This is a genomic window from Geodermatophilus chilensis (assembly GCF_002802985.1).
GTDB lineage: Bacteria > Actinomycetota > Actinomycetes > Mycobacteriales > Geodermatophilaceae > Geodermatophilus > Geodermatophilus chilensis.
The window spans coordinates 1-5694 of sequence record NZ_NVPT01000245.1; the positions used below are offsets into that span (position 1 = coordinate 1).

At 69.2% G+C, this 5694-nt stretch carries 5 protein-coding genes and 1 pseudogene; 5 read left to right on the forward strand and 1 reads right to left on the reverse strand.

What is annotated here, in order from left to right; translation table 11 throughout:
* Positions 1–374 precede the first annotated feature (374 nt).
* Positions 375–1783: pseudogene (locus tag CNO22_RS25330) on the reverse strand (IS1380 family transposase).
* Positions 1784–2212: 429 nt separating this feature from the next.
* Between CNO22_RS25330 and CNO22_RS25335 the strand changes: the two are divergent.
* The 5 genes from CNO22_RS25335 (at position 2213) to CNO22_RS25360 (ending at position 5641) form a co-directional block, all read left to right on the forward strand.
* Positions 2213–2461 (forward strand): hypothetical protein, encoded by a 249-nt coding sequence (locus CNO22_RS25335; protein ID WP_100502014.1) that lies wholly within the window; start codon positions 2213–2215, stop codon positions 2459–2461.
* Positions 2454–2750: a hypothetical protein gene (locus tag CNO22_RS25340; RefSeq protein ID WP_100502016.1), complete on the forward strand. Its 297-nt coding sequence runs from the start codon at positions 2454–2456 to the stop codon at positions 2748–2750. The genes CNO22_RS25335 and CNO22_RS25340 overlap by 8 nt, the downstream gene beginning before the upstream one ends.
* Before the next feature lie 182 nt (positions 2751–2932).
* Positions 2933–3136: an excisionase family DNA-binding protein gene (locus CNO22_RS25345; RefSeq protein ID WP_232807347.1), complete on the forward strand. Its 204-nt coding sequence runs from the start codon at positions 2933–2935 to the stop codon at positions 3134–3136.
* An 820-nt stretch (positions 3137–3956) separates the two neighbouring features.
* Positions 3957–5093: a site-specific integrase gene (locus tag CNO22_RS25355; protein WP_232807348.1), complete on the forward strand. Its 1137-nt coding sequence runs from the start codon at positions 3957–3959 to the stop codon at positions 5091–5093.
* 272 nt (positions 5094–5365) lie between these two features.
* Positions 5366–5641 carry a helix-turn-helix domain-containing protein gene (locus CNO22_RS25360; RefSeq protein WP_232807349.1) on the forward strand — a complete coding sequence of 92 codons (276 nt, stop codon included), beginning with the start codon at positions 5366–5368 and terminating at the stop codon, positions 5639–5641.
* The last annotated feature ends 53 nt before the right edge of the window (positions 5642–5694 follow it).

Consider the following 5694-nt stretch of genomic DNA (forward strand, 5'->3'; position numbering starts at 1 on the left):
CATCGGTCAGATCCGAGGGATAGGCCGGGGAAGAGCCCATGAACCAGCCTGACTCACCGCTCGACCCCTGTCACCCCCGCTTTCTAAACACGTTCTGAGGTCGTGCCAGAAGACGCAAGCGGGCCGGGAGGAGGTCGCCGTTGGTGTCCCTAGGTGGGCCGCTCAGGGCGAACCTTGCTTGACGCGGGACAAGATCGGTCCCCTAGCCCGGATCTTTCATCGGCCGGTCCTCGTCGGCGTAGCAGCGGGTTCTTGACCGCTGTGGGCGGTGATTCTGGCTTCGGGGTGTGACAGAGCCGCCCGTGTCGTCGGGGTGGTCGCCGGGTTCCACGGGCCCGGATGCGGATTCGGTCGTCGGGACGGGGCGTCGGCGTTCAGCCGGGGGCGGCCAACTGGTCGAGTCGGTGCAGTGCGTGGAGCAGCAGGCCGGTGAACGGCGCGGTGGCGGCCAGGTGCAGCAGGCGTCGGCGGCCGGTGACGGCCAGGCGCCCGGCGATGGACAGCAGCCGCAGGCGCAGCCGTTTGGGCTCCCAGCGGCGTGCCTCGTGCCCGGTCAGGGCGAGGGTCTGCATCCAGGCGACCAGGTCGGCGGCGAGCGCGACGATGGCGCACCAGATCTGGTTCTGGGTGAAGTCGTGCAGCGGCAGGTTGGCCAGGCCGGTGTCCTTGGCACAGCGGATGCGGTCCTCGGCGCGGGCCCGGCGGTGGTGGCGCAGCTCGAGGTCGACCAGCTGACCTCTGGCCGTGTTGGTGACGAACGCGGTGATCCGGTGCCCGTCGAGGTCGGTGATCCGCAGCTGGGCGCCCGGATGCGGGCGTTCCTTGCGCACGATCAGCCGCATGCCCGGCGGCCAGCCGGTCAGATCGAAGGCGTCGGTGAGTTCGGCGACCCAGGCCCGTGGCCGGACCTGCCCGTCTGCGTCGTAGGCCGGCGTCCAGGCGTCTGCGGGCACCGTGGCCAGCGTCTTCTGGATCGCTTCCGGGTCGCCGGGCAGGGCGAAGCCGACCGAGTAGGCCAGTCGACGGCGGGTCAGCCAGTCGAGCAGCCGGTGCGTGCCGCCGGCTCCGTCCACCCGGATCAGCACGTTCTTGCCCGGCCGCCGACCGGCACGGACCGCGGGTAGCTGGGCCAGCGCGGCGCGGATGACCGCCTGGTAGTCGACCACGGTGTTGGAGCCGGCGTTGCCGGCCCGCAGCAGCACCGACAGCGGTTCGCCGGTGCCCTCGATGCCGTGGTCGACGAAGGCCCACAGGGGATGCTGGCCGAACCCGCGCTTGAACGTCGGGGCCGCCTGCTCCTTCTCCGAATGCGCGGTGACCAGGGTGGCATCGACGTCGATGATCAGCGGCGCGGCCGCATCGACGGCATGGTCGGGGGCGTGCTCGCCGGCGGCCGCCCACGCCCGGGCCCGCGTCGCCGCCCGGGCGGTATCGCGATCGCGGCCAGCGCCGCGGTCGCATCCGCGGCCAGGGCGTCGATGCAGCGGGACACCGTCGGGTCCGACGCCACCGCGCCGAACACCTGCCGATGCGCGCGCAGCTGCGCGATGTCGGCCAGGCAGTTCCCGCCGATCGCCAGCCAGATGGCCAGGTCCAGCACGATCTTGCCCGGATGGTGCCGGGCGAACGGCCGCCGCCACCGGGCCAGCGCCGCGCTCAACGCCGCATCCAGCCCCACCGCCATGGCCGTCCGGGTCAGCAGCACTCCGCCGGCCTCGGAGACGACCGTGCGGCCGGCCCCGTCAACGGTCAGCTGGGGATAGACCCCGCTACGCTTCCTCACCAGAAAGGTGCTGCCGCTCTCGCAGTGATCAGGTCCTAGACAAACCCGATCCTTGCAGGTCAGGAGCACCTTTCCTGCTGCTGGAGCGGCTCAATCGATCATGTGCGGTGAAAGCGCCGGGCTAGGCTCACGGCAGTCCCCATCGCCGGCCTGACGGGTGCCTGTCCGCCGTCGTGTGCGTCACGGATGACGACCTGGGGACCCCGGTGCCCGGAAAACGCAGACGCCGGGTCCCGTCATACCGGCGGGGGTCCCGGCTCCGCTTCCCGACCACCAGCAACGGCGGGCTCGGTGGCGAGCGTGCCCGCGCTCCGTACGACGACGCAAGCGCAGAGCGTTTGCTCTCGCAGGAGCCGAAGGCGTCCCCACCGCTCCCGAGTTCAGAAGCTCAGCCCCGAAGCGCTGACTTTTGTGCCACACTATCAGGTGGTGCGCGTCGTCCGGTGGTATCGGTCGGCACGCCGACACCGCATCGGCAAGGCCCGCGCCATGTACGTCATCAACAGCGTCGAGCCGGAGCACGTCCCCGCGACGGCGACCACCGACGCCCGACTCGTGTGGATCGGCGACGACGACCGCGGCGTCGAGCTTGAGATCGTCGCGTTGGACCTGCCCGACGCCGTCGTGATCATCCATGTCATGCCCACCAGCCTGCGAAAAGGAGCGACCGATGAGTAACAGCGGCTACGAGCTCGGACCGGACATCCCCGACACGGAGCAGCTGCGCGACAGCCGGGGGCGCTTGGTGGACGACGCCTACGTCGACGAGGCCGTTGAGGACGCCGTGAGCCGGGTGCGGGGACGAGGCCGCCCCTCGCTGTCGCAGGTCGGAGAATCGCCCCTGCTGCGTGTACGCATCTCTCGAGAGCTCGACGAGGCGGTCAGCAAGGCCGCCGAGCGTGCCGAGGCGTCCCGATCGGAATGGGTGCGCCAGGTGCTCGAGGAGGCGGCCCGCCGGCCTGGCTGACGATCGACAGGGCGAGTGAGAGGCGTCTTCACCGGTCCGGGTTCCTCACAGGTAGGGGTGTCCGGTGGACTACTGGAGAAGAACTGGAGACCCGACATGAGCCGCGTGATCAGGCACTCGTCCTCCGAAGAGGAACTGGAGAAGCAGACGCAACACTCATCGGCATGAGCCAGCCGGGCCCCTTGGGCAGCACTACGGGTCTTGTCCCTCGCGACGAGCTGCTGACCATCGGCCAAGCCGGCGAGTACCTCGGGACGGGTGAGCGGTTCATCCGCCGCCTCGTCGCCCAGCGGCGTATCGCCTACGTCAAGCTCGGCAAGTACGTCCGGTTGCAGCGCTCTGCCCTCGACGCCTTCATCGAAGCCGGCCGCGTCCCGAGCGAGTGATCGCCGTCGTACCCATGTTGATCTTGCCTTCCAGAGACGAGTGAGTACCCGAACGCGCAGATGCTGTCGACAGCTGCGAATCGATCGTGACCTGAGGCAAGGCGACGATGACCTAGCGACCGGTCGCTGTCGGATCCACCGTCGGTCAGGTCCGGTAGGGCGCGCGGGGCACGTTGCGCGAAGAGGTCGAGCGTCCCCGCAACCAGGTCGTGTGCGGCCCAGGTGGGCCAGGGGACAGCGCAGACCCGATTGGTCAGGCGGAGTGTGGCGCCCGCGGGTCAGCCGTCGAGGGGACCTGCCGCTCCAACAAGGCGACCGAGGACCACTGCCGGCCGTAGGCGAAGCCCGAGCACGTGCGCCAGGCAGCGAGCACGGCTACCTCATCGATGACGCAGGTGCGCGGCTCGGGTTCGGCCACCCGGGAGCCCGCTCGGTCGAGCAACGTGAGCGAGGCGTCCAATCCGCGCCGGTGCGGGCGTCGATGAGCCAGCGCCAGTGGCGGGGCTCAGGCCGCCCCGGGCGATACGAATGATGGGGATAAAGTGGGGGGCCGTCCCTGGAGTCAGCTCCTGATCCCTCCGCATAGCTTGCTGGCCTGGACTTTTGAGCCGACGGGGGGACTCGAACCCCCAACCGCCCGATTACGTGGTTGCCCTTTTCCGTGGAGCACCGCCATGTACCGCATCAGCCCGCGACGTGCGAATACATGGTGTCAGGAGCCTCGCTGTCGTACCGTGAGGAGCCACTGATCTCCGGAGTTCTTCAGGGGTAAATCATGGGCAGGCCAGGTCTCGCGCTCGGCACGGCAGGCAAGACTCGCGTGCACACCACGCCGTCCGGGCACCGCGCCGTCGCCTGGTACCGCGACTACGACGGCAGGTGCCGACAGGTCGAGCGACACGCCAAGACCAAGGCTGCCGCCGAGGCAGCACTTCGGCTCGCACTTCGAGACCGTGCGCGCTTCGACGTCGGCGGGGACATCACTCCCAACACACGAGTGGACGCGCTGGCCGAGGCGTGGTTCGCCGGTCTCAAGAACCTCAGCCCCACGACGATGCAGGCCTACCGCAACCGCCTCGATCAGCAGGTGCTTCCTGGCCTCGGCAACCTCCGGGTGCGAGAGCTCAGCATCGGCACGATCGAGCGGCACTTGTGCCTTGTCTCCGACAAGCACGGCCCTGCCGTCGCGAAGATGACCAAGAGTGTCCTGAGCGGCGTCTGCGGACTGGCCGCTCGTCACGACGCGCTGGAGCGCAATCCCGTCCGCGACACCGGCAGCATCGAGACACCGGCCAAGAAGGCGCCCAAGGCGCTTACCGCCGACGAGGCCCGCACGCTGCTCACCGAACTCGAGGCCGACGAGAGAACCCGGAGGCACGACGTGCCGGACTTCATCGCGTTCATGCTCGCCACCGGATGTCGCATCGGCGAAGCCGCCGCCGTGACGTGGGATGACCTCGACCTCGACGCCGGCACCGTGGACATCAGGTCGACGATCGTCCGGGTGAAGGGTCAGGGCCTCGTTCGCAAGAGCACCAAGACGGCCTCGGGTGCCCGCACACTGCTGCTCCCGCCTTGGTGCGTCGAGAAGCTACGGAGGCGGGCTGCCCGTGTGGGCGCGTCGACAGACGTGGCCGGGGCACAAGCACCGGTGTTCTCGGCTCCCCTGGGCGGTTGGCGCGATCCCTCAAACACACAGGCCGACCTGCGAGCTGCCTTCGCAGGTGCTGGCTTCGGCCACATCAGCAGCCACGTGATCCGGAAGACGACGGCGACGATGCTCGACCACGCCGGCCTGTCCGCCCGCGCCATCGCCGACCAATTGGGCCATGCCAACCCGAGCCTCACCCAGGACGTCTACCTCGGTCGCCAGGTCGCCTCGACCGGCGCCGCGATGGCACTGGAAGCACTCCGGCCCACGGGCTCCGCCCAAGGGCTGGAAGACGGTCGAGACTGAAAGGGCTGACGCGCTACAGCATCGACTGCGTCATGGGCGCGACCACCGCGGGCGTCGGGCCCCCTGAATCCAGCAACGCAACCGCATCCTCGGGTCCTCGAGACGGCACCGCACGCTGTGACGAGACGACGGTCCCGCTGCAGTGGTCCTCCAGGGGAGCCCCGGTACACGCAGTCCGGCAGCGCAGGAGTGGAGCGCGCTACGCATCCGAGGCCGTGGCGATCGACGGGCGGACAGGAGAAGAACAGGAGCCTTCCACGCACCGTTGAGCCATGGACCTCCGAGCCATGGCCGATGGGACCGTCGATGCTCCCTCCGCCGGAACCGACGAGCTGCTGACCCCCAGCCAGGCTGGTGACTATCTGTGCACCGGTGAACGATTTGTTCGCCGTCTCATCGCCGAGCGCCGCATCGACTACGTCAAGCTCGGCAAGCACGTCCGCGTTCAGCGGTCAGTCCTGGACCGCTTCATCCAGGCCGGCCGAGTCCCCCATGAGCCAGACCGGACTTCCGAAGATCGTGAGCACGCGACCGGCCCAATTCGCTGATTGACCTGGAGGGATGCGGGCAGGCCGCGATGGGGTCGTGTTACTACAGGCGC

Excerpts from the sequence above, each read along its gene's own strand:
- CNO22_RS25340 (WP_100502016.1), top strand. The coding sequence starts at position 2,454 with ATGAGTAACAGCGGCTACGAGCTCGGACCGGACATCCCCGACACGGAG.
- CNO22_RS25360 (WP_232807349.1), top strand. The coding sequence starts at position 5,366 with ATGGACCTCCGAGCCATGGCCGATGGGACCGTCGATGCTCCCTCCGCC.